This is a genomic window from Modestobacter sp. DSM 44400, from assembly GCF_900107175.1.
GTDB lineage: Bacteria > Actinomycetota > Actinomycetes > Mycobacteriales > Geodermatophilaceae > Modestobacter.
The window spans coordinates 30,644-52,242 of record NZ_FNOZ01000028.1 but is presented as its reverse complement, the minus strand read 5'-3'; the positions used below and the strand labels follow the sequence as shown (position 1 = coordinate 52,242).

The window sequence follows — 21,599 nt, the reverse complement described above, 5'->3', positions numbered from 1 at the left end:
CGCTACGACAAATACGCCACCACCTACCTCGGCGGTGTCCTCCTCGGCTGCATGATCATCCATCACCGCGTCCGCAGTTAGCAGACACGCTCTAGGCTGCGGCGCATGTCAACGGGGGCCGGGCGACTGGACGTCGCCCGGGTCCGCGGCCTTTTCCCGGGCCTGTCCGACGGCTTCGTGCACGCCGACGCACCCAGCGGGTCACTGGTCCCGGAGAGCGTGGTGCGCGCGGTCGCCCAGGCGATGCGGGTGCCGATCGCCAACCGCGGCGGGGTCTTCCCCTCCTCGGCGCGGGCCGAGCAGCTGGTGTCCGGTGCCCGCTCGGCGGTCGCCGACCTCGTGGGCGGGACGGCGGCGGGGGTGGTGCTGGGGCCCAGCATGACCACGCTGACCTACGCGATGGCTGGCGGCCCGGCGACGAGGTCGTGGTCAGCCGGCTGGACCACGACGCCAACGTTCGCCCGTGGATGCAGCTGGCCGCCGAGACCGGAGTGCTGGTGAAGTGGGCGGAGGTCGACATCGAGACCGGCGAGCTGCCGGCCTGGCAGTACGACGAGCTGCTCACCCCGCGCACCCGGCTGGTCGCGGTCACCGCGGCCAGCAACGCGATCGGCACCCGTCCCGACGTCGCGGCGATCGCCGAGCGGGCCCACCGGGTCGGTGCACTGGTCTACGTCGACGCGGTGCACGCGGCACCGCACGTCCTGCTGGACATGGGCGCGCTCGGCGCGGACTTCCTCGCCGTCTCGGCCTACAAGTGGTGCGGGCCGCACGTCGGCGCGGTGGTCGCCGACCCCGAGCTGCTGGCGGAGTTCCGGCCGCACAAGCTGGTGCCCGCCCCGGACCGGGTGCCCGACCGCTACGAGACGGGCGCCCCTCCCTTCGAGCTCTACGCCGGCGTCGCCGCCGCCGTGGAGCACCTGGCAGAGTTGTGTCCCGACGCGTCGGGCACCCGCCGCCAGCGGCTGGTCGCCTCGATGGCCACCGTCGGCCGGTACGAGGGGGAGCTGTTCGCCCGGCTGGACCGCGCGCTGCGCGCCATGCGGCACGTGCAGGTGCTCGGGTCGCCGCTGGACAGCACGCCGACGCTGTCGTTCACCGTCTCCCGGATGCGTCCCCGGCAGGTCGCGCGCGAGCTGGCCCGCCGCAAGGTCTGCGCCTGGGACGGCGACTACTACGCCCGCGAGCTGTTCGACGCGATCGGGGTCAACGAGACCGGCGGCGCCGTCCAGCTGGGGCTGATGCACTACAACACCGCCGACGAGGTGGACCACGTCGTCCAGTGCGTCGCCGACCTGGCCTGAAGAAGGACCTGGCTGCCCCCCACGACTCGCACGCTCGTCGCGGGGCCCTGCAGCCGGGCGGATGCAGCGGGGTTCTTCTTCAGTCCTCGGGGAGGAGGAGCACCTTGCCGATGTGGTCGCTGGCCTGGATCAGGGCGTGCGCCTCGCCGGCCCGCGACATCGGCAGCCGCCGGTCGACGATCGGCCGGACGACGCCCCGCTCGACGTCGGGCCACACGTCGTGCCGGACCGCCGCCACGATCTCGGCCTTGCCCCCCGGGCCGGTCGCCGGCCGCGAGCGCAGCGTGGTCGCCGCCACCGACGCCCGCTTGCGCATGAGCACCCCCAGGTCCAGCTCTGCCTTCGTGCCGCCCTGCATGCCGATGCCCACCAGCCGGCCGCCGGTGGCCAGCACATCGACGTTCCGGGCCAGGTACTTGGCGCCCATGATGTCCAGGACGACGTCCGCACCGTGCCCGTCGGTGGCCGTCCGCACCGCCTCGACGAAGTCCTCGTCCCGGTAGTTGACCAGCACCTCGGCGCCCAGCTCGCGGCAGAAGGCCAGCTTCTCCGCGCTGCCGGCGGTGGTGGCCACCCGGGCACCGGCCCGCACGGCGAGCTGGATGGCCATCGTGCCGATGCCGCTGCCGCCGCCGTGCACCAGGAAGACCTCACCGGCGCGCAGCCCGGCCAGCATGAAGACGTTGGACCAGACGGTGCAGGTGACCTCCGGCAGGGCGGCGGCGGTCGCCAGCTCCACACCGGCGGGTTTGGGCAGCAGCTGCCCGGCCGGGACGGCGACCCGCTCGGCGTACCCGCCGCCGGACAGCAGCGCGCACACCTCGTCGCCGACCGACCAGCCGGTCACGCCCGGCCCGACCTCGCTGATAACGCCGCTGCACTCCAGGCCCAGGACGTCGCTGGCGCCCGGCGGCGGCGGGTAATGGCCCTGCCGCTGGAGCAGGTCCGCCCGGTTGACCGCCGCGGCGACGACGTCCACGACGACCTCGCCGCGCTCGCAGACCGGATCGGGGACCTCCCCCCAGCCCAGGACGTCGGGACCGCCGGGTTCGCTGATCGTGACCGCACGCATGCCCCGACCTTAAGGCCCTCTCCAGGGCACCGCCCCGAGCTTGCGAGGGGTGGGGAGGAGAGGGTCCTTCACCCGAGCGCGGCGCCCATCTCGTGGCACAGCTCGGCCAGTGCCTGCGGAGCGGAACGGCACAGCCGCGGGAAGCTCAGGTACCCGTGCGGCATCCCGACGTACTGGGTGGTGCGCACGGGGACGCCGGCGGCGCGCAGCGTGTCGGCGTACCGCAGGCCGTCGTCCCGGATCGGGTCGTGCTCGGCCACCTGCACCAGCGCCGGCGGCAGACCGCGGTGGTCGGGAGCGTGCAGCGGGGAGGCGTAGGGCTGGTGGGGGTCCTGGCCGCCGAGGTAGTGGTCGCGGAAGGCGACGACGTCGTCCCGGGTCAGGATCGGCGCGTGCGCGTTCTCCTCGATCGACGGGCTGCCCAGGCCGAGGTCGGTCGCCGGGTAGAGCAGGGCCTGGAAGCCGATGACAGGTCCGGACCGGTCGCGGCTCATCAGGCTGACGACCGCGGCCAGGTTGCCTCCGGCGCTGTCGCCCATGACCGCCAGCCGGGATGGGTCGGCGCCCAGCTCTCCGGCCCGCCCGGCCAGGTCCACCAGTGCCGCGTAGCAGTCCTCGGCGGCGACCGGCCAGCGGTGCTCCGGGGCGAGCCGGTAGTCGACGGACACCACGACCGCCGGCAACGCAACCGCGACGTTGCTGCACAGCCAGTCCGCCGAATCCAGCGAGCCGATCGTCCAGCCACCGCCGTGGAAGTTGACCACCAGCGGCAGCGGCCCCGCGCCAGCCCCGTGCGGGCGGTAGACCCGCACCGGGAGCGGCCCCTCGGCGCCGGCCACGGTCTCGTCGGCCAGCTCCACGCCCCCGGCTACCGACCCGAAGACCAGGTCGGTCAGTGGGTTGTGGCCGACATGGTGCTGCTGGACGCGCGCGAGCCGGGTGTCGTCCATCCGCGCGATCGAGAAGCGACCGAACAGGCGGCCGGCCAACCGCACGCGCAGGTCGAGCCCGGCCCCTCCCCGGCGTGGCCTGAGCTTGCGAAGGACTCGGGGGAGGGGTCCTTTCTCAGGCACGGGCCTTGAGGTCCTTGCGCAGGATCTTTCCAGCGGCGGACTTCGGCACGGCATCGATGAACTCGACCAGCCGGATCTTCTTGTGCGGGGCGACCCGCTCGGCGATGAAGGACTTCACGCCGTCCCCGGTCAGCTCCGAGCCCGGCACGCGGACGACGAAGGCCTTGGGCAGCTCCTCGCCGCTGTCGCGCTCCAGCACACCGATGACGGCGGCGTCGGCGATCTCCGGGTGACCGAGCAGCACGGCCTCCAACTCGGCCGGGGCGACCTGGTAGCCCTTGTACTTGATGAGCTCCTTGACCCGGTCGACCACGGTGTAGCGGCCCTCGTCGTCGACGACCGCCACGTCGCCGGTGTGCAGCCAGCCCTCGGCGTCCAGGGTGTCGGCGGTGGCTTGTGCGTTGTTCAGGTAGCCGGACATCACCTGCGGTCCGCGGACCCACAGCTCGCCGCGCTCGCCGGAGCCGGCGTCCTCGCCCGTGGCCGGGTCGATCAGCCGGCACTCGGTGTTGGGGATCGCGTAGCCGACCGACCCCTTCGGGGTCGGGCCGGTGCCGGCCGGCTCGAGACCGACCTCGGGAGTGGTGTGCGAGACGGGGGAGAGCTCGGTCATCCCGTAGCCCTGGCCGACGGTGACGCCGCTGTCGGCGCCCTTGCGCAGCCGGTCCTGGGCGGCCTGGGCCAGCGACTCGTCCAGCGAAGCGGCGCCGGAGGTGATGCTCCGCAGGGAGGAGAGGTCGAAGGAGTCGACCAGCGGATGCTTGGCCAGCGCCAGCACGATCGGCGGAGCCACGAACGCCCGGGTGATCTTGTGGTCCTGGATGACCCGCAGGAACTGCTCGAGGTCGAAGCGCGGCAGGGTCACCACCGCGCCGCCCCACTGCAGGCCCTGGTTCATGAGCACGGTCAGGCCGTAGATGTGGAAGAACGGCAGGACGGCGATGATCCGTTCCTCGCCGTCGACCACCCCGGCCAGCGGACGCGACTGGCTGACGTTGGCCACCAGGTTGCGGTGGGTCAGCATCACGCCCTTGGGCAGCCCGGTGGTGCCGCTGGAGTAGGGCAGCGTGACCAGGTCGGTGGCCGGGTCGATGTCGATGGAGACCGAGGGGGCGTCGGAGCCGAGCAGGTCGAGCAGCGAGGCGTGCCCCTCGGCGCCGTCCAGGACGACGATCTCGTCGACCGGCTGCTTCTCCACCGCGGCCTGCGCCCGGTCCAGGAACATCGAGATGGTCACCAGCACCTTGGCGCCGGAGTCCTTCAGCTGGAAGGCGATCTCGTCGGGGGTGTACAGCGAGTTGATCGGGCTGGTCACGCAGCCGGCGGCGGCGATGCCGTGGAAGACCACCGGGTACCAGATGGTGTTGGGACACAGCACCGCGACGACGTCGCCCTTGCGCAGGCCGCGGGCGTGCAGCGCGGCGGCGAACCGGTCGACGTGGGCGGCCAACTGGCCGTGGGTGATCGTCTCGCCGGAGAGGCCGTCGATCAGTGCCGGGGCGTCGGCGCGGTCAGCGGCACCAGCCAGCACGAACTGCGGTACCGACAGCTCGGGGATCTCGACATCGGGATAGCGGCTGGCGAACGCCACGGTGGGTCCTCCTCGACTCGGTGGGGTGACGCCAGTCTCACACCCGGCGGAGGCCGCTAGCCATGCGGGTTACCAGTCAGTACCCGACCGGAGGACGGCGGTGCTCAGCGCGGCCACAGCACCGACTGGGTGCAGCGGAACAGCGCCATCGTCTTGCCGGTGGCCTCGTTGGTGACCACCGCGTCCCAGACCTGCGTCGTCCGGCCGGCGTGCACGTTGGTCGCGACGGCTGCGATGCGGCCCTCCCGGGCGGTGCCGAGGTGGTTGCTCTTGAGCTCGATGGTAGTGAAGCCGGTGGACCCCTCGGGCAGCAGGGCCCGGGTGGGCAGGCCGCAGCTGGTGTCGGCGAGGGCGACGACGGTGGCCGCGTGCAGGTAGCCGTTGGGGGCCAGCAGCTCCGAGCGGATGTCCAGGTGGGCGGTCAACCGGCCGGGCTCGTGGGTGTCGACGACGATGCCGAGCAGGCCCGGCAGCGTGCCCGGCAACATCGCGTTGAGCTCGTCGGCGGTGTGGAACCCGGTGTCAGCCATGCCGGGCAACCTATCGAGTGGGCGTCAGGGCGGTGCGGCGGTTGCCTACAGCCCGACGACGGTGCCCTCGCCGGTCGCGCTAGGCGGCGAAGCCCAGGTCGCCGACCGGTTGCCTGCCTCGAACGGTGGCGCCGCCGAGCAACTCCACCAGAACGCGCTGGCCCCGCTCGTCGCCACCGGGCATTCTACCGGCCCATGAGCGACCTGAAGGACGACCTGCTCGCCTACCTGCAGCGCGCCCGCGAGGTGGTGGTCTGGAAGCTGGAGGGCGCCTCCGAGCTCGACGTCCGCCGGCCCCTGACGCCCACCGGCACGAACCTGCTGGGCCTGGTCAAGCACCTGGCCGCAGTGGACGCCGGCTACCTGGGGGAGGTCTTCGGCCGGCCCTTCCCCGAGCGGCTGCCGTGGGCCGCGGACGACGCCGAGCCGGAGGCGGACATGTGGGCCACGGCCGAGGAGACGCGGGAGGAGATCGTCGCGCTCTACCGCCGGGTGTGGGCCCACGGCGACGCGACCGTCGCTGCGCTGGACCTGGACGCGACCGGCCTCGTGCCCTGGTGGCCCGCCGAGCGCCGGGAGCCGACGCTGCACCGGGTGCTCGTGCACCTGGTCGCGGAGACCCACCGGCACGCCGGCCACGCCGACATCGTGCGCGAGTTGGCCGACGGCGCCGTCGGCGCGCGGGAGGGGCTGTCGAACCTGGGCTCCGAGGACCCCGCCCACCGGGTCGAGCACCGGGCCCGGGTCCAGGCCGCAGCCGAGCAGGTCGACCGCCGGGGCTGACCGTCAGGCCCCGGCGCCACCTCGGCCGGCGCCGCGCGTTTGTGCAGTCATCGGGGTCTCGTCATCCGCTGAGACCCCGATGAGCGCACGACGACGGCTGGTCAGGCGAGCCCGCGGGTGGTGCGCAGTGGCGGCCGGTCGCCGCGGATCGCGGCCACCATGTCCAGCGTCTGCCGGGTCGCCAGCACGTCGTGGGCCCGGAACACCCGGGCGCCCAGCCAGGCGCTGACCGCGGTGGCCGCGAGGGTGCCGGTGAGCCGCTGGTCGAGCGGGACGTCGAGGGTCTCCCCGACGAAGTCCTTGTTCGACAGTGCCACCAGCACCGGCCAGCCCGTGGCGACCAGCTCGTCGAGGCGCCGGGTGGCCTCCAGGGAGTGCCGGGTGTTCTTGCCGAAGTCATGGCCGGGGTCGACCAGCACCCGTTCGGGGTCCACGCCGGCGTCCACGGCGGCCCTGGCGAGCGCCGTCGTCCGGGTGATGACGTCGGCCATCACGTCGGGGTAGCTGACCCGGTGCGGGCGGGTGCGCGGCGGCAGCCCGCCGGCGTGCGTGCAGACGATCCCGGCACCGGTCTGCGCGGCCACGGTGGCCAGCTCGGGGTCGACCCCGCCCCACGCGTCGTTGACCACGTCGGCGCCGGCGGTGAGCGCCTCCCGGGCCACCTCGGCCCGCCAGGTGTCGATGGAGATGGGCAGCTGCGGGTGGGCCGCGCGGATGGCGGCGACCAGGTCCACGGTGCGCCGGACCTCCTCCGCCGGCGAGACGTCCTCGCCCGGGGCGGCCTTGACCCCGCCGACGTCCACCATGTCCGCGCCTTCGGCGACCACCTGCCCCACCCGGGCCACCGCTGCGTCGAGCTCGTACGTCGCACCGCGGTCGTAGAAGGAGTCCGGGGTGCGGTTCACGATCGCCATCACGACCAGTCCGCCGTCCGGCACGTCGAGGGAACCCAGTCGCAGCACGAGGTCAGCCAAGCAGAGGGGCAGGATCACCCAGGTGACGACACCGCCGCAGTTCCCGCCCGCACCCGATCGGGTCGACCCGCCGTTCCGGGACGGCGAGCGGGCGGCGGTGGAGGCCTGGCTGGAGCTGCACCGGGCGACCCTGCTGGTCAAGTGCGCGGGGCTGACCGCCGAGCAGCTGGGCAGCCGGTCGGTGCCGCCGTCGACGATGAGCCTGCGTGGGCTGGTCCGGCACCTGACCGAGGTGGAGCGCGCCTGGTTCCGGCGCGTCCTCGACGGCCAGCAGGCGCCGCCGCTGTACTACGGCCTCGATGACGACGACGGCGACTTCGACGCGGTGGGCCGCGACACCGACCACCCGGACCCGGACACCGCCGTCGCCCGCGAGTTCGCCGTGTTCGCCCAGGAGCTCGAGGTCAGCCGGGCGCTGGCCGCCCAGCACGACTCCCTGGACGACGTCGGCGCCGGGCTGCGCCGCGGCCAGGCGGTGTCACTGCGCTGGATCTACCTGCACATGATCGAGGAGTACGCGCGGCACAACGGCCACGCCGACCTGCTGCGGGAGTGCATCGACGGCGTCACGGGGGAGTAGAGGACCCCGTCCTCCCCGAGTCGGCGGCCCCCTTGCAGGGTTCCGCCGCGAGCGTGCGAGTGGCGGGGGGCAAGGGGGTCCTTGAGCTAGCGAACGGCGCCGTCCGGCAGGACGGCGTGCACCCCCACGACCTGGTTCACCACCTGCGTCACGCGCAGGCTCACCACCGTGCTGGCCAGCGCCAGCGCGTCGGAGCGGCCGATGCCGTGCAGCGCGGCCAGCACGTCGAGCATGGCGTCCAGCGCGATCGCCATCGCCTCGTCCAGGTCGTCGGCGACGCCCATGGTCACCCAGCCGGCGGGGGTGTGGGCCACCGGCGTCCGCACCGGGGCGCCGAACAGGTCCGGCAGCACGTCCAGAGTGAGGTCGACGCGCTCCATCGGGCATTCGATCGCCGTCCCGGACACCTCGCCGTCGCCCTGCGCGGCGTGCCCGTCGCCGACCGACAGCAGCCCGCCGGGCACCGTCACCGGCAGGTAGAGCGTCGAGCCGGCGACCAGCTCGCGACAGTCCAGGTTTCCGCCGTGCCAGTAGGGCGGGGTGGTCGAGTGCCGCCCGGGCTCGGCCGGCGGCACGCCCATCACCCCCAGGAAGGGCCGCAGCGCGACGCTGTGCCCGGCCTGGTTACGGCCGATGGCGGCGGCGCCGTCCAGCGTCCAGCGGTGCACGACCGGCGCGGCCAGCACGCCCAGCCGCTCGTTGAGCGCGGTGGGCCGCAGCCCGCAGTACGTCGTCCCGAAGGCGCCGGGGACGACGTCGTCGATCCGGATGGTGAGCACCTGACCCGGCTCCGCGCCCCGGACGGCGACCGGCCCGGTGAGCGCGTGGCCGAAAGCACCGTCGTGCGCCGGGTGCCGCGGCCGGGCAGCGAGGCCCTCGGGGGTGTCCGGCCCGGTGTAGGGGCCGGTCGACCAGCCGGAGTCCAGCGTGCCGATGCGCACCGTCGTCCCCGGGTCGACGGTCAGTGCCGCCGGGAGGCCCGGGTCGAACCAGCCGTGCAGCGTCCGCTCGTCGGGCTCCAGGATCTCCATGACCCCATCTTGACGCCTGGGAGGGCGGACGGGCGCGGGTCAGACGAGCGCCTGGTTCACCAGCTGCCGCAGGTACGACCGGATCGGCAGCGTGCTCGAGGGCAGCAGCTGCGTGTAGAAGGTCACCGTCAGGTCCTCGACCGGGTCGACGTAGAACGCCGTCGACGCGGCGCCGCCCCAGCTGTAGTCGCCCACGCTGGCCACCGTGCCGTAGCGGGCCGGGTCGAGCACCATCGAGAAGCCCAGCCCGAAGCCGACGCCGCGCAGCGGGGACTCGGCGTACAGCGGCCGGCCGTAGGTCTCCAGGTCCACGCCGCCGGGCAGGTGGTTGCGCACCATGTGGGCCACGGTGCGGGAGCCGAGCACCCGGCCGGCGTCCGGGTCGTTCCGGACCGAACCGCCGCGACGCAGCATCTCGACGAACCGCAGGTAGCTCCCGGCGGTGGAGACCAGGCCGCCGCCGCCGGACAGGAACGCCGGCGTGGAGTGCGCGGCCTCCTCGAACGGTGCCGGCATCGGGACGACGCCCGGGCCGTACAGGCGGGCCAGGCTGTCGACGTCGTCGCCGGGCCGCAGCCCGAAGGACGTCTCGGTCATGCCGAGGGGTGCGAACACGCGTTCGGCGAACACCTCGTCCAGCGGCTTGCCGGCGATCACCTCGACCAGCCGGCCGAGCACGTCGGTGGACATCCCGTAGTTCCACTCGCTGCCCGGCTGGAACAGCAGTGGCATGGCGGCGAGCTGGCGGCTGACCTCGGCGTTGTCGGCGCCGGGCGGGGTGCCCCACTCGTAGCCGCGCAGCCGGTAGAGGGTGTCGACCGGGTGGGCGTGGTGGAAGCCGTAGGTGATGCCGGCGGTGTGGGTGAGCAGGTGCCAGACGCGGATCGGCTCGACCTGGGGGACGGTGACCGGCTTGAGCTCGGAGCCGGCGACGTAGACCGGGGTGTCGGCCCACTCCGGCAGCCAGCGGCTGATCGGGTCGCCCAGCTCGAAGGCGCCCTCCTCGTACAGCGACATCGCCGCCACGGAGGTCACCGCCTTGGTCATCGAGTAGATGCGCCAGCGGGTGTCGTCGGTGACGGGCCGGCCCGCCCCGACGTCGCGGTGCCCTCCCCGGCCGACGTGCACGAGCTGCCCGTGCCGGGCGACGGTGACGAGGAAGCCGGGCAGCTGCCCCTCGTCGACCCACCGGGCCAGCCGGCGGTCCAGCCGCTTCAGCCGGTCGGCGTCGAACCCGACCTCCGCAGGGTCGGTGGTCACGGACAGGTCGGTCAACACGTCAGTCACGGACACCCCCGAGTCGGTGGCCGGCTCCCCGATGAGCGGCGCCCCCGCCCGCATCCTGACACGGGGCCAGGAAGTGGACGGGGGCGCCGGGTGGTGCTCGGTGCTGGAACGGCCCGGCTGCAGGGCCCCGCTGCGCGCGGAGCGCGTCGTGGGGAGCAGCCGGGTCCTTCTTCAGTCGACCGGGACGGCGCTCGCGGCCTTCTTGAGGTTGGAACCGGCGGTCACCTTGACGGTGTTCGCCGCGGCGATCTCGAGCGACTCGCCGGTCTGCGGGTTGCGGCCGGTGCGGGCGGAGCGCTGGGTGCGCTCGACGGTCAGCAGGCCGGGGACGGCCACCTTCTCGCCGCGGGTGATCGCCTCGACCAGCTCCTCACGGAGGCCGTCGATCACGGAGTCGACGGTCGACGCGGGGACGTCGGCGCGCTTGGCGATGGCAGAGACGAGTTCGGCCTTGTTCATCGTGGTCCTCTTCCTGGAGTCTCGGGCGGTCTGCCCCGGTGCGGGGTGGACGCCGTTGGTCGTCGTGCCCGGCTTCGCACCGGGCACTCACCCTGGTCGTCCGGGAGCGGACGCCGGGGCCTCCACCGTGCCCCGTGGTGCTGACAGGAGCATCCCGCGGGGCCCGGTGGGCGGGTCTGGCCGACCACGTCGTCGACCAGGAACGCGGCGCACGCTGCCATGCCGACCCCCGTCCTGGCCAGCGCTGTCCCCGGATTCACGGGGTTTTCCGACCCGTTGGTCACAACCGTCACGTTCTGTGCACCCCGGGGGTCCGCCGCGCGACGTCGCCGCGGTCGACCTAGCGTGGGGCGCATGCCACAGCTCCCTGGGACCGATCTGACCGTCAGCGACCTCTGCCTGGGCGGCAACGTGTTCGGCTGGACGGCGGACGAGGCGACGTCCTTCGCGCTCCTGGACCGCTTCGTCGACGCCGTTCCCAGCACCCAGTCCCCGTTCGTCGACACCGCCGAGATGTACGGCAACGGCCTGTCCGAGCAGATCCTCGGCCGGTGGCTCACCGAGCGCGGCATGCACGACCGCGTGGTAGTGGCCACCAAGGCCTCACCGGGGGACAAGGAGCACCCGCTGTCCGCCCCGGAGGTCCGGGCCGCCGCGGAGCGTTCGCTGCGCAACCTGCAGACCGACACCATCGACCTCTACTACGCCCACTACGACGACGAGACCACGCCGCTGGAGGAGACGCTCACCGCCTTCGACGAGCTGGTGCAGGCCGGCAAGGTCCGCCACATCGCGGCGTCGAACTACTCGGCGAAGCGGGTGACCGAGGCGCTGGAGACGTCGCAGCGGCTGGGTGTCGCCCGGTACGTGGGGCTGCAGCCGCACTACAACCTGATGGAGCGAGGCGCCTACGAGGCCGAGTTGCGCGACGTCGTCGCCGAGCACGGGCTGGGGTCGATGCCCTACTTCGGGCTGGCGCGGGGCTTCCTCACCGGGAAGTACCGGGCGGGGGAGCAGATCGACTCGCCGCGGGCCAAGGGCGCGTCGCAGTACGTGGGGGAGAAGGGTGACCGGGTGCTGGCCGCGCTGGCCGAGGTGGCCGGCGCGCACGGCGGAACCGGTGCGGCGGTGGCGCTGCGGTGGTTGGCCGACCAGCCGACGGTGACCGCGCCGATCGCCAGCGGGCGCTCGGTCGACCAGCTGGCCGACCTGCTGCCGATGCTGGACCTGGTGCTCACCGACGAGGAGCGGCAGCTCCTCACCGACGCGAGCGCCTGAACCGGCAGCGACCCCGCCGGCGACTGTCGACGGGGTCCTTTCACACGCTGACCAGGGCGCCGCGCGCCGCCTGCACGAGCTCCGGTGGGACGGTGGCGAGGCCGTGGTCGGCGCTCGCGTGCGCAGCCACCAGGCTCGGCACGGCCGCCTCGTCGACAGCGGTGAAGTGGGCGGTGCAGCCGGGGACGACGTCCCCACAGGCGAAGGTCTTCATGTGGGCTCCTCATGAGCTCTACAGCTGCCGGGCCGCCGGTCGGTGGTCCGGGATGGTGCGACGCGGAGCGGGTCAGGGTTCCCGGGATCAGCGGGTCAGGCCTTGGCGGCGCTGGCCGAGGCCAGGTCCTCCACCCGCAGCAGGCCGAGCACCTCGCCGTTGCGGGCGGTGCACAACACTGGGTCGAAGCGCTGCGCCGGGGCGCGGGTCAGCGCGCGCTGCAGGGTCTCGGCGACCCCGGCCGACGGCGGGACCCGCAGGGTCACCGGCGCACGGTAGGCCTGCCCGGTGCGCAGGTCGCTGAGCACCAGTTCGGTGGGCATGTCCGTGCGGTCCAGGACGACGTAGGGCGCCGGGGCGCCGTCGTCGTCCCCGGCCTCGTGCTGGCGCACCGGCCGCAGCAGGCTCGCCACGCTCTCGGCCAGCGTGGCGCGGGCGACCTGGCCGCGGATCAGGTCGACCACCTGGGGGGTCAGCGTGGCGAAGCCCGGGCCGGGCCGGCCGAACAACCAGCCCTGGGCCAGCGGCACACCGAGCCGGGCGAAGGCGGCGAGCTCGCCGACGGTCTCGATTCCCTCGGCGAGCAACCAGGCGTCGATCCGGCTGCTGAACGCGCCGACCATCTCGGCCAGGGCCATCTTCACCGGGTCGTTGTCGATGCCGGCCACCAGGGACCGGTCCAGCTTGACCAGCTGCGGGCGCAGTTCGGCCAGCTGCTGCAGGCCCGACCAGCCGGAGCCCGCGTCGTCGATGGCGATCAGCGCACCGCGCCCGCGCAGCGCCGCCGTCTGCTCCCGCAGCACGGCGAGGTCATCGACCGGGCTGTGCTCGGTGAGCTCGATGACCACCCGGCGCAGCGTCGGCACGGCGGCGAGGGCGGCCATGACCGGGGCGCTGCCCAGCAGCTGTGGGCTGACGTTGATGGCCATGAACGTGTCGGCCGGCAGGTCCGGCAGTGCGGACAGCGCCCGGATGATGGCCAGCGCCTCCAGCTCCGCCCCGAGCCCCGCGTCGGCGGCCGCGGCGAACCAGACGTCGGGGGTGGCCGTGCCGGGGAAGCGGGCGAGCGCCTCGTACCCGGCGATGCCGGCCGACGCCACGTCGACGATCGGCTGGAAGACGACGGTCAGGTCGTCGGGATCGGCGAGCAGCGGACGGCAGTCCGGCAGGCTGATCGTGCGGGTGTCCAACATGACGTCCCATCGGTCGCCCGCCGTCCGGGCTTGACCTGCGGGCGCGCGGCTCACCCCGCGGGGTGAGCCGTCGCGCGGGGCACCTCCCCGCTGCGCCCGGCTGGCCGTGACAGCATGAGCGCAGATGGGACACGTCCGGCGTGGCCGGCCGACCGGAGGGGAGCCCGTGTCCGCGCTGCCCGCATCGAGCCCGGCCGAAACCGACGCGCTCGACGACCCGCACCGCGTCGCGTCCGCGCGGCGGCTGCTCCTCGAGGTCCCCGGCCCCGCCGCCTTCGACCGGCTGTCCGCCCTGGCCGCGCGGCTGGTCGGCGCCGACCATGCCAAGGTCACCCTCTTTCCCGACCATGACGTCGTCGTCGGCGGGTACGGCCTGCCGGACGGCGCCGTCGGCGGGCCGGCCCTGCTGACCGGCGCGCTGTCGGCCCTCATCGTCCGCCGCGGAGCGCCGCTCAACCTGCCCGAGGCGGCCCGTGACGAGCGGGTCGCGGGCCTGCCGGCCGTCACCTCCGGTGAGGTCGCGGCCTACCTCGGGGCGCCGCTCATCGCCGCCTCCGGCCACGTCGTCGGCGTGCTGGCCGTCTACGACCCGGTGCCGCGTGCCTGGTCGGCCGACGCCGGGGAGCTGCTTGAGCAGCTGGCGACCTCGGTGGTCGCCGAGCTCGAGCTGTCCGCCGCGCAGTCCGCGGTCGGCGCCTCCCTCGCCCGGTTGGAGGTGGCGCTGGAAGCGAGTTCGGTCGGGATCTGGGAGCGGGACCTGCGCACCGGCACCGTTCACTGGGACGAGCGCTGCGCGGCGATCTTCGGCATCGACGGTGCGGTCGAGCTGGCCTCGATGGAGCGGCTGCTCGGCCACGTCCACCCCGACGACCACGCGGCGGTGCAGGAGGCCATGCGGGTGGCCCTGGTCGAGCGCGGCGAGTACGCCGTCGAGGCGCGGGTCCTCCGGGTCGGCGGCGACGTGCGGTGGACGGTGTCGAGCGGCCGGGTGGTGACCGATTCGCGCGGGGAACCGGTCCGGGTGCTGGGCACGACCGTCGACGTCACGGACGCCCGGGACCAGGCCGCGCGTCGGCTGTCGTCCCTGCAGCGCACGACCGCGATCGCCGAGGTGGCCGCGGCCCTGGCCAGCGCGACCCGCATCGACCAGCTGGCCCACATCACACTGCGCGGTGCCGAGGTGCTGGGCGCGTCGACCGGTGCCCTCGCCGTCTTCGACCCGGGCTCCGGCGCGCTGCACGTGCACATGGGCCGCCGCTTGGCGGACATCGTCGAGGTGCGGGCGACCGAGGCGGGGGTCGAGGTCCCGGCCGACGGGGTCGAGATCCAGCTGGACGACGAGCTGCCCACCCAGTGGGTGGCCCGGCACGGCGAGCCGGTGCTGCTGGCCGATCCGGAGGAGGCGGCCGCCCGGTTCCCGCGGATGGCGGAGATGACCCGGCTGCTCGATGCCCACGCCCTCGCCGCCCTGCCGCTGCGGGTGGAGGGCCGGTTGCTGGGCAGCTTCGTGGCGGTGTGGGGCACCGAGCACCCGTTCGACGACGACGACGTCGAGGTGCTGGAGGCGTTGACGGCCCAGATCGCGCTGAGCGTCTCGCGGCTGCAGGCCGACGCCGAGCGCGACGCCGCGGTGGCGGCGATGGCAGCGGCCAACGCCCGGTTGCAGCTGCTCGCCGAGACCGGGCGGGTGCTGTCGGGAACGCCGGACATCACCGAGCAGATCAGCCAGCTGACCGAGCTCGTCGTCCCGGCGCTGGGCGACTGGTGCTGGGTGCTGGTGAACGACGAGCGCGGCCGGATGCGGGACATGGCCACCGGGCACCGCGACCCGAGCCGGGCGGCCGAGCTGGAGCGGTACGTGCGGGTCATGGTCGCCGAGATGACCGAGCATGCCGCGGCGCGGGTCGTCCTGCGCACCGGGCGCCCGCTGGTGCTGCCCTCGATGGACGCGGACTTCATCGCCCGCGCGCTGCCCGACCAGGCTGCCCGGGACGCACTGGAGGGGCTGGGGGCGTCAGCCGGGCTCGCCGTCCCGCTCATCTCCCGCGGGCAGACGCTGGGTGTGCTCGGGCTGTACACCGGCAGCGACCGCGGTCCGCACACCCAGGCCGAGATCGACACCGCGCTGGAGGTCGGTCGCCGCGCCGGGCTGGCGCTGCATCAGGCGCGGTTGTTCGGCCAGCAGCGCCAGCTCGCCGAGACGCTGCAGCGCAGCATGCTCACCGCCCCACCGGCGCCGGACCACTGCGAGATCGCCGTGCGGTACGTGCCCGCCGCCGCTGGCGCGGAGGTCGGCGGCGACTGGTACGACGCCTTCGTCCAGCCCGACGGCGGCACGGTGCTGGTGATCGGCGACGTCGTAGGGCACGACAGCCGGGCCGCCGCGTCGATGGGCCAGCTGCGGGGGCTGCTGCGCGGCATCGGGTACCACACCGGCGGCACGCCGGCCGAGGTGCTCACCGGGCTCGACCAGGCCGCCCGCGGGCTGGACCTGGACGCCATGGCCACGGCCGTGGTGGCCCGGCTGGAGCAGGACGACCCGGAGCTGCAGGAGGGGACCACCCGGGTGCGCTGGTCGAGCGCCGGGCACCCGCCGCCTGTCCTGCTGTCTCCCGACGGGAGTGTGACCCTGCTGGACGAGGACCGGCCGGACCTGCTGCTGGGCGTGGAGCCGGCCACCCCGCGCGTCGACCGGGTGGCCACGATCGCCCGCGGTGGCACGCTGCTGCTCTACACCGACGGGCTCGTCGAGCGACGCGACCGTGATCTCGACGCCGGGACCGACGAGCTGCGCCGGGTAGTGGGCGAGCTGGGCTACCTCCCGCTGCAGCAGATGTGCGACCGGTTGCTGGAGCGGATGTACCTGCCCGACACCGAGGACGACGTCGCTCTGCTCGCCGTCCGACTGCACCCGCAGGACGCCCCGCGGCCGCCGGAGGCCGGTCCGCAGCGGGTGCCCCCAGGCATCGGGCCCTCCCCGGCCGTGCACGACGAGGCGCCGGAGTTCCACTCCGCGGGTTGATCAGGGGCGCCGGCGCCGCTGGCGCCCGGGCCGACGCAGCAGCAGCCGGCTACGGGCCCGTTGCGGCAGGTCGACCGCGACCGGTGCTTCCCAGCCCCGCCACACCGACAGCACCCGCAGCCCGGCGACCAGCACGATCACCAGCACCGCGACCGGCAGCGGTGGCAGGGCCAGCGGGCCGGCCAGCACGGCCAGCGCACTGGCGCCCAGCAGTGCCGCGACGGCGTTGTACGGGCCGGGCTGCACGATGTCGGCCCGCTGGGCGAGCAGCACGTCGCGGATGACCGCGCCGCCCACCGCGGTCAGCGTGCCGATGAAGACCACCGAGGCGCTGGGCAGCTGCGCCAGTTGGGCCTTCTGCGCGCCGATGACGGTAAAGAAACCGAGGGTCAGCGCGTCCAGCACCACCAGCAGCCCGGTCAGCCGGGACAGCCAGCCGGAGAAGTAGAAGGTCACTGCCGCGGTGACCGCCACGGTGGGCAGGTACGCGGGGTTGGTGAGCGCCACCGGCGGGCCGTCGGCGAGCAGGACGTCGCGGATCAGCCCGCCGCCGAGGCCGCCGCTGACCGCCAGCAGCAGGACGCCGGAGACGGCGAACCCCTCCCGGGCCGCGAGCAGCCCGCCGGTGAGCGCGCCGACCACGATCGCGGCGAGGTCGACCGCCGCCGGCACCCGTAGCGTCTCGGCTGTTGCCGCCAGGAGCTCCACGGCGGACATCCTCCCGCCGATGACTTCGCCCGCCGGCGGCGGTCTTGCTTGTTGTGTGCACCGACGACGTCCGAGGCGAGCTCTAGCGGAGACCGGGACCGCGCCCGACGGGACGACCATCGCCTACCAGGTCACCGGCACGGCCCGGCGCTGGTGGTGGGGGCGTTCTGCGACCGGATCACCACCGCGGACCTGGCCGCGCTGCTCGCCGATGCGTTCACCGTGTACGAGTACGACCGCCGCGGCCGCGGCGCGAGCGGGAACACCGCTCGGCGCGCGCCGGAGCGTCAGGTCGAGGATCTGGCCGCCGTCATCGCCGCCACCGGGGGGACGCCGTACGTGTACGGCCACCCCTCCGGTGCGGTCATCGCCCTGGAGGCCGCGGCCGCCGGCGTCCCGACGCGGGCGCTGGTGGCATACGAACCGCCTACACCGCCGAGGACGACGCGGGTGGTGGGTCGGACGGCCTGCTGGAGCGGGTGCGAGCGCGGATCGAGGCGGGGGACCGGGACGGCGCCGCGGTCGCGTTCCTCACCGGCATCGGGACACCCGACCAGGTGGTGGCGATGATGCGGACCGGCGCGGGCTGGCCACGGATGTGCGAGCTGGCCCCGACGCTGGTCTACGACCTCACCCTGACCAACGGCGGGGTGGTGCCGGTCGAGCGGCTGGCACGCATCGCCGTCCCCACGCTGGTGCTGGCCGGCGGGCCAGCCCCCCGTGGGCCGCCCGGTCAGCGGCGGCCGTCGCCGCAGCCGTCCCCGGTGCCGCGGAAGTTCTTCGAGGCGGTGGCGGGCGGGGCCGGTCCCCGCTAGCTTGCGGGCACCCAGGCACGCCCGCGCCGGGCCCTGCGGAGCCCGCCGTCCCGTAGGAGATCGCCATGGCCGTACGCCGCCCGGACATCGAGGACGTCGCCGCGCTCGCCGACAGCTACGGAATGCACCCGAGCGAGGCCGACGTGGCGACGTACACGGCGCTGCTGGACGGCGCGCTGAGCTCCTACGACGCGGTCGAGGAGCTCTACGCCGACATCGCGCCGCAGGCGCCGGCAGGGCGGTCGGGGCAACGGCCCGACGACTCGGACAACCCGCTGGGCGCCTGGTACGTGCGCACCGAGATCGCCGGCGCAGCGGAGGGCCCGCTCGCCGGGCGGACGGTGGCGGTCAAGGACAACACCGCGGTGGCCGGCGTCCCGATGATGAACGGCTCGCGCACCCTCGAGGGCTTCGTGCCCAGCCGGGACGCCACCGTCGTCAGCCGGCTGCTGGCCGCCGGCGCGACGATCACCGGCAAGTCGGTGTGCGAGGACCTGTGCTTCTCCGGCGGCAGTCACACCTCGGCGACCGGACCGGTGCGCAATCCCTGGGATCCCAGCCGGACCACCGGCGGGAGCTCCAGCGGCAGCGCTGCCCTGGTCGCGGCCGGGGAGGTGGACCTCGGCCTGGGCGGAGACCAGGGCGGATCGATCCGGATGCCGGCGGCGTTCTGCGGCATCGTCGGGCACAAGCCGACGCACGGCCTGGTGCCCTACACCGGTGCCTTCCCGATCGAGGTGACCATCGACCACCTCGGCCCGATCACCCGCACGGTCGCCGACGCGGCGCTCGCCCTGGACGTGCTGGCCGGTCGGGACGGGTTGGACCCGCGGCAGCCGGCCGACCTGGTGCCCGGGCAGTACGCGGCCGCGCTCGGCGGGGACGTCGCCGGGCTGCGGGTGGGCGTGGTCGGTCAGGGCTTCGGCTGGGAGGGGCTGTCCGAGCCCGGCGTCGACGACACGGTGCGCGCGGCCGCCGCCCGGCTGGGGGAGCTGAGCATCGAGGTGGTCGACGTCGACCTGCCCTGGCACCGGCACGCCCTACACGTGTGGAACGTGATCGCCACCGACGGCGCCGCGGTGCAGATGGTCGAGGGCAACGGCTACGGGCACAACTGGGAGGGGCTCTACGACCCCGAGCTGGTCGAGTACTACGGGCGGCAGAGCCGGCAGGTCGCCGACCAGTGGTCCCCGACGGTGACTTTGGTGGCGCTGGCCGGTCGCTGGTCGGCGCAGCAGGAGCAGACCCGGCACTACGCGATGGCGCGCAACCTCGCCGTCGAGGTGCGGGCCCACTACGACGCGGCGCTGGCCGACGTGGACCTGCTGGTGATGCCGACCGTGCCCATGGTCGCCCCGCCGATTCCTACTGCGGACGACCCGCTCGAGGTCCGGGTCGCCCGGGCGCTGGAGATGATCGTGAATACCGCGCCGTTCGACGTCAGCGGCCACCCGGCGACCAGCGTCCCGGCCGGGCTCTCGCAGGGACTCCCGGTCGGGATGATGCTGGTCGGGAAGCGGTTCGCCGACGCGACCTGCCTGCGGGTCGCGGACGCGTTCGAGCAGCTGGTGGGCGGCTTCCCGGCCCCGCCGGCCGGCTGACTCGCTGATCTCCCGTGATCATCGGCGAGTGGCTGCTCCCGACGGCGTGTCGAGCAGCCACCCGCCGATGGTCAACGAGGGGGCGGCGTCCCCGCACCCTGCGGCGGGTGGGCGATCACCCGCGGCCGCTGCGGCTGGGCCGGCGTCCCTGGCGGGAGCCGGACCGCGCGCCGGGCCGGCTGTTCCGCCCGTGGTCGCGCCCACCGTCCCGGCCGCCGGTGCCCGCGCGGGGCGCGCCGCGGCCCGGACCGCCGAAGCTGCACGGCTTGCAGGTGGTGAACCACGGGGCGATCGCCCTCCCGCAGTCGGAGCAGGTGCCCGAGCGCTGCAGGGCGATGGCGCCGGGGAGCAGCTCGGTGATCGACTCCGCGCACTCCTCCTCGAGCCAGGCGGCGTCGTCGCTGGTCAGCCCGCCGACGCCGGGGAACTGCCGGAGCAGCGTCTGCGCGTCGCGGGCGGCGGCCGCGGCCTGCTCGAACTCCTCGACGGTGCCGTCGACCGGGACGTCGGGCAGCACGGTCTCCGGCGGAACGGGCAGGCCGATGGCGTGCTCCAGCGCGGCGCGGGCCAGCACCAGCCAGCGGGTGCGCCGCGGCGGGTTGTAGTCGATGGCCAGGTTGACCAGGCGCCAGACCGTGTCGAGGTCGCCGGCGGCACCGAGCGGGCCGCGCAGCAGCGGGAGCAGCGCCTGCACGCGCATCACCAGGGTGGTGACGTCATCGGCGGTCATCGCCTCGTCCCGGGTGGCGGCGCGGGCCCAGGCCGCCCAGCGGGTGAGCGCCTCCGGCAGGTCGACCGCCTCGTGGGCGCCCAGGTCGGCGAGCTCCGGCCGCAGCCGGGGCGCGCGCTTGGGCAGGTCGCTCACCGCGTCCCCGCGGGCCACCTCGGCGCCGGCCATCAGCAGCCCGGACGACGGCTTGAGCCCGGTGACGCCGATGAGGATGCCGACCTGGCCGTGCCCGGTGAGCCCGTAGCGACCGGCACGGCCGGCGATCTGGGCGGTCTCCCAGGTGCGCAGCGGACGCAGCTCGGTGCCGTCGAACTTCGTCGTCTCGGCGAACAGCACGGTGGTCGCCGGCACGTTGATCCCGTGCCCGATCACGTCGGTGGTGACCAGCACCTCCAGCTCGCCGCTGGTGAAGCGCTCGATGACCTCGCGTCGGGTGGCCGGCGGCAGCGCGCCGTAGAGGACGCCGACCTTGCCGGGCCGGTGCTGGTCCAGCTCCGCGGCCACGGCGTAGACGGCCTTGCGGGAGAAGGCGACGACGAGCGTCTGTGGCCGCACCGCGTCTGGGCGCACCGGGGCGCGCAGCACGTCGAGGCGGGACAGCCGCTTGTGGTTGACGACGGTGACGTGCTTTGCGTCGGCGACCAGCGGCTTGAGCAGCAGGTAGGCCTCGGCGGCGGAGATGAGGTGCATCTCCCGGTAGTCGCTGGTGAGCAGCAGGCGGGCCCAGTGGTGGCCGCGGTCGGGGTCGGCGACCCAGTGCGACTCGTCCAGGACGAGCATCTCGCCGCGCATGGGGGCCTTCTCCACCGTGCAGCACACGATGGGCGCCATCGGGTCGATCTCCTCCTCGCCGGTCGAGAGGCCGACCGTGCCGGGCGGGAGCTGCTCGGACAGCCGGGCGTACGCCTCGTGCGCCAGCTGCCGAAGCGGGGCGGCGTAGACGCCGGAACCGGTGCGGGCCAGGGCGAGCAGGGAGTCATACGTCTTGCCGGAGTTCGTGGGTCCGAGGTGGAAGACGACCTCCTCGGGGCGGGAGGCGCGCACCGGCAGGGAGGGGGCGGCGCCGTCGACCCAGATCTGCTGGGCGCGCTTCTCGTCGCGCGCGTCGGCGCGGTCGGCATCGCGAGCTGCGGACTCGCGTGCGGCGCTGCGCTCGCGGCGGCGGTCCGGGGACGGCGGGGGGACGGTCACAGGCAGGCAGTGTCCTTGGCTCGGGGTGCGGGTCGGGGGAGGTCCACGCAGCTCTCGCCGCGGACCATCACAGGGGAAACGCCGGTGCAGCCACGATCATGCCCGGTTGTGAGCACTGACCAGCTGTGCGGCCAATTGAGCAGTAGTTGTCCCTGGTTGAGTG

21 protein-coding genes are annotated in these 21,599 nt (G+C 74.2%); 9 read left to right on the top strand and 12 right to left on the bottom strand.

Annotation, left to right across the window (positions count from 1 at the left end):
* The first annotated feature begins 105 nt into the window (after window positions 1–105).
* Window positions 106–501, top strand: a complete 396-nt coding sequence (locus tag BLW04_RS28595) for a hypothetical protein (RefSeq protein WP_254781698.1) — start codon at window positions 106–108, stop codon at window positions 499–501.
* Complete coding sequence (locus BLW04_RS16575) at window positions 426–1,304, top strand: aminotransferase class V-fold PLP-dependent enzyme (protein ID WP_254781696.1); 879 nt, start codon at window positions 426–428, stop codon at window positions 1,302–1,304. The genes BLW04_RS28595 and BLW04_RS16575 overlap by 76 nt, the downstream gene beginning before the upstream one ends.
* A 79-nt stretch (window positions 1,305–1,383) precedes the next feature.
* Here the strand turns inward: BLW04_RS16575 and BLW04_RS16570 are convergent, their stop codons facing one another.
* From BLW04_RS16570 to BLW04_RS16555, 4 genes are all read right to left on the bottom strand, one after another.
* Window positions 1,384–2,376 carry an NAD(P)H-quinone oxidoreductase gene (locus BLW04_RS16570; RefSeq protein WP_091543526.1) on the bottom strand — a complete coding sequence of 331 codons (993 nt, stop codon included), beginning with the start codon at window positions 2,374–2,376 and terminating at the stop codon, window positions 1,384–1,386.
* A gap of 68 nt (window positions 2,377–2,444) precedes the next feature.
* Window positions 2,445–3,326, bottom strand: a complete 882-nt coding sequence (locus BLW04_RS16565; RefSeq protein ID WP_139306873.1) for an alpha/beta hydrolase — start codon at window positions 3,324–3,326, stop codon at window positions 2,445–2,447.
* A gap of 115 nt (window positions 3,327–3,441) precedes the next feature.
* A complete protein-coding gene (locus tag BLW04_RS16560) occupies window positions 3,442–5,040 on the bottom strand; it encodes an AMP-binding protein (RefSeq protein WP_091543520.1) in 1,599 nt (532 codons plus the stop codon).
* 104 nt (window positions 5,041–5,144) lie between these two features.
* On the bottom strand, window positions 5,145–5,570 hold the full coding sequence (locus BLW04_RS16555) for a PaaI family thioesterase (RefSeq protein WP_091543515.1): 426 nt from the start codon (window positions 5,568–5,570) through the stop codon (window positions 5,145–5,147).
* 195 nt (window positions 5,571–5,765) lie between these two features.
* On the opposite strand from BLW04_RS16555, the gene BLW04_RS16550 reads away from it, so the two are divergent.
* Window positions 5,766–6,353, top strand: coding sequence for a DinB family protein (locus BLW04_RS16550; RefSeq protein ID WP_091543511.1), 588 nt, complete (start codon window positions 5,766–5,768; stop codon window positions 6,351–6,353).
* Between the two features lie 101 nt (window positions 6,354–6,454).
* Here the strand turns inward: BLW04_RS16550 and folP are convergent, their stop codons facing one another.
* Complete coding sequence (folP, locus tag BLW04_RS16545) at window positions 6,455–7,327, bottom strand: dihydropteroate synthase (RefSeq protein ID WP_254781694.1); 873 nt, start codon at window positions 7,325–7,327, stop codon at window positions 6,455–6,457.
* A 22-nt stretch (window positions 7,328–7,349) separates the two neighbouring features.
* On the opposite strand from folP, the gene BLW04_RS16540 reads away from it, so the two are divergent.
* Window positions 7,350–7,907 (top strand): DinB family protein, encoded by a 558-nt coding sequence (locus BLW04_RS16540; RefSeq protein ID WP_091543508.1) that lies wholly within the window; start codon window positions 7,350–7,352, stop codon window positions 7,905–7,907.
* Between the two features lie 86 nt (window positions 7,908–7,993).
* Here the strand turns inward: BLW04_RS16540 and BLW04_RS16535 are convergent, their stop codons facing one another.
* The 3 genes from BLW04_RS16535 to BLW04_RS16525 form a co-directional block, all read right to left on the bottom strand.
* Window positions 7,994–8,938, bottom strand: coding sequence for an acetamidase/formamidase family protein (locus BLW04_RS16535; RefSeq protein WP_091543505.1), 945 nt, complete (start codon window positions 8,936–8,938; stop codon window positions 7,994–7,996).
* Window positions 8,939–8,977: 39 nt separating this feature from the next.
* Window positions 8,978–10,225, bottom strand: a complete 1,248-nt coding sequence (locus BLW04_RS16530) for a serine hydrolase domain-containing protein (RefSeq protein WP_254781692.1) — start codon at window positions 10,223–10,225, stop codon at window positions 8,978–8,980.
* Between the two features lie 171 nt (window positions 10,226–10,396).
* On the bottom strand, window positions 10,397–10,684 hold the full coding sequence (locus BLW04_RS16525; RefSeq protein WP_091543502.1) for an HU family DNA-binding protein: 288 nt from the start codon (window positions 10,682–10,684) through the stop codon (window positions 10,397–10,399).
* 354 nt (window positions 10,685–11,038) lie between these two features.
* On the opposite strand from BLW04_RS16525, the gene BLW04_RS16520 reads away from it, so the two are divergent.
* Entirely contained in the window at window positions 11,039–11,962 is a 924-nt protein-coding gene (locus BLW04_RS16520) for an aldo/keto reductase (RefSeq protein ID WP_091543499.1), read from the top strand.
* 40 nt (window positions 11,963–12,002) lie between these two features.
* Here BLW04_RS16520 and BLW04_RS16515 read toward each other — a convergent pair whose 3' ends face one another.
* Together BLW04_RS16515 and BLW04_RS16510 are read right to left on the bottom strand one after the other, a co-directional pair.
* Window positions 12,003–12,176 carry a DUF1059 domain-containing protein gene (locus BLW04_RS16515; RefSeq protein ID WP_091543496.1) on the bottom strand — a complete coding sequence of 58 codons (174 nt, stop codon included), beginning with the start codon at window positions 12,174–12,176 and terminating at the stop codon, window positions 12,003–12,005.
* A 95-nt stretch (window positions 12,177–12,271) separates the two neighbouring features.
* The gene (locus BLW04_RS16510) at window positions 12,272–13,369 is read right to left on the bottom strand and encodes an EAL domain-containing protein (protein WP_091543492.1); all 1,098 of its coding nucleotides are present in this window, start codon (window positions 13,367–13,369) and stop codon (window positions 12,272–12,274) included.
* Window positions 13,370–13,535: 166 nt separating this feature from the next.
* Here BLW04_RS16510 and BLW04_RS16505 point away from each other — a divergent pair, with 166 nt between their 5' ends.
* Window positions 13,536–16,391: a SpoIIE family protein phosphatase gene (locus tag BLW04_RS16505; RefSeq protein ID WP_254781691.1), complete on the top strand. Its 2,856-nt coding sequence runs from the start codon at window positions 13,536–13,538 to the stop codon at window positions 16,389–16,391.
* On the opposite strand, the gene BLW04_RS16500 is transcribed toward BLW04_RS16505, so the two are convergent.
* Window positions 16,392–17,099 (bottom strand): trimeric intracellular cation channel family protein, encoded by a 708-nt coding sequence (locus BLW04_RS16500; protein WP_091543488.1) that lies wholly within the window; start codon window positions 17,097–17,099, stop codon window positions 16,392–16,394.
* A 153-nt stretch (window positions 17,100–17,252) separates the two neighbouring features.
* Here BLW04_RS16500 and BLW04_RS29705 point away from each other — a divergent pair, with 153 nt between their 5' ends.
* The 3 genes from BLW04_RS29705 (at window position 17,253) to BLW04_RS16485 (ending at window position 19,515) form a co-directional block, all read left to right on the top strand.
* Entirely contained in the window at window positions 17,253–17,669 is a 417-nt protein-coding gene (locus tag BLW04_RS29705) for an alpha/beta fold hydrolase (RefSeq protein WP_371327798.1), read from the top strand.
* Window positions 17,579–17,914 (top strand): hypothetical protein, encoded by a 336-nt coding sequence (locus BLW04_RS16490; protein WP_175484092.1) that lies wholly within the window; start codon window positions 17,579–17,581, stop codon window positions 17,912–17,914. The genes BLW04_RS29705 and BLW04_RS16490 overlap by 91 nt, the downstream gene beginning before the upstream one ends.
* 65 nt (window positions 17,915–17,979) lie before the next feature.
* Window positions 17,980–19,515 carry an amidase gene (locus tag BLW04_RS16485; protein ID WP_091543478.1) on the top strand — a complete coding sequence of 512 codons (1,536 nt, stop codon included), beginning with the start codon at window positions 17,980–17,982 and terminating at the stop codon, window positions 19,513–19,515.
* 115 nt (window positions 19,516–19,630) lie between these two features.
* On the opposite strand, the gene BLW04_RS16480 is transcribed toward BLW04_RS16485, so the two are convergent.
* Complete coding sequence (locus BLW04_RS16480; RefSeq protein ID WP_091543476.1) at window positions 19,631–21,436, bottom strand: helicase-related protein; 1,806 nt, start codon at window positions 21,434–21,436, stop codon at window positions 19,631–19,633.
* Window positions 21,437–21,599 lie beyond the last annotated feature (163 nt).

Coding starts and splice junctions, on each gene's coding strand:
- BLW04_RS16565 (WP_139306873.1), bottom strand. CDS start 3,326: ATGGACGACACCCGGCTCGCGCGCGTCCAGCAGCACCATGTCGGCCAC.
- BLW04_RS16525 (WP_091543502.1), bottom strand. CDS start 10,684: ATGAACAAGGCCGAACTCGTCTCTGCCATCGCCAAGCGCGCCGACGTC.
- BLW04_RS16520 (WP_091543499.1), top strand. CDS start 11,039: ATGCCACAGCTCCCTGGGACCGATCTGACCGTCAGCGACCTCTGCCTG.
- BLW04_RS16485 (WP_091543478.1), top strand. CDS start 17,980: ATGGCCGTACGCCGCCCGGACATCGAGGACGTCGCCGCGCTCGCCGAC.
- BLW04_RS16570 (WP_091543526.1), bottom strand. CDS start 2,376: ATGCGTGCGGTCACGATCAGCGAACCCGGCGGTCCCGACGTCCTGGGC.
- BLW04_RS28595 (WP_254781698.1), top strand. CDS start 106: ATGTCAACGGGGGCCGGGCGACTGGACGTCGCCCGGGTCCGCGGCCTT.
- BLW04_RS16555 (WP_091543515.1), bottom strand. CDS start 5,570: ATGGCTGACACCGGGTTCCACACCGCCGACGAGCTCAACGCGATGTTG.
- BLW04_RS16515 (WP_091543496.1), bottom strand. CDS start 12,176: ATGAAGACCTTCGCCTGTGGGGACGTCGTCCCCGGCTGCACCGCCCAC.
- BLW04_RS16510 (WP_091543492.1), bottom strand. CDS start 13,369: ATGTTGGACACCCGCACGATCAGCCTGCCGGACTGCCGTCCGCTGCTC.
- BLW04_RS16550 (WP_091543511.1), top strand. CDS start 5,766: ATGAGCGACCTGAAGGACGACCTGCTCGCCTACCTGCAGCGCGCCCGC.
- BLW04_RS16535 (WP_091543505.1), bottom strand. CDS start 8,938: ATGGAGATCCTGGAGCCCGACGAGCGGACGCTGCACGGCTGGTTCGAC.